The 615-nt window shown below is 58.7% G+C and carries 1 protein-coding gene; it reads left to right on the forward strand.

Translation table 11 applies throughout. The annotated features are described in order from the left end of the window. Positions 1-28: 28 nt before the first annotated feature. The gene (locus tag AC0L3A_RS40855) at positions 29-529 is read left to right on the forward strand and encodes a LysR substrate-binding domain-containing protein (RefSeq protein WP_473256598.1); all 501 of its coding nucleotides are present in this window, start codon (positions 29-31) and stop codon (positions 527-529) included. The last annotated feature ends 86 nt before the right edge of the window (positions 530-615 follow it).

The following is a 615-nucleotide window of genomic DNA, read 5'->3' on the forward strand; positions in this document are numbered from 1 at the left end:
GAGGTCGAGGGCAAGATCGCCATGCATGATGCGGCGGCGCCCGCACCCATTGCTGATCCAGCTTCGCTCGGCGTACTCGTTGTCGAGGCGAGAGGCCGACATCGCTATCACGCTGGAGCGGCCCAAGCAGGGGCGGCTCATCCTTTCAAAATTCACTGATTACACTCTTAGCGTCTACGCGGCGGACACTTACCTTGCACGGGAAGGACCAGTCAAAACTCAGGCCGAACTTGAAGGGCGGTTGTTCGTCACGCATGTTGAGGATTTCGTCTATAGCCGTGCTTTGGATTATGCATCAGCTCTTGGCCAGCTCATGTCGCGCCGTTACGAATGCGGAAGCGTCGTTGCACACTGGAGGCAGTGCGAGCCGGCCACGGCGTTGGCATTCTTCACGATTACGTGGCCAGGCGTTACCCCGAGCTCAGGCAATTGCTCCCCGATCTTCGAAACTACTGGCTTACCTCGCATCCAGACACGCATGAAACGCGGAGAGTTCAGGAGGTACACCGCTTCATCGCTGGGGACTTGACTGCGCTTACAGATCGCTCCGGAACAGCTTCGAGCGTCGCTCCTGATCCGGCGCATTCAATGAACGCCCTCAGGGCGGACGAGACG

Source organism: Bradyrhizobium sp. MI1.3 (genome assembly GCF_055811695.1).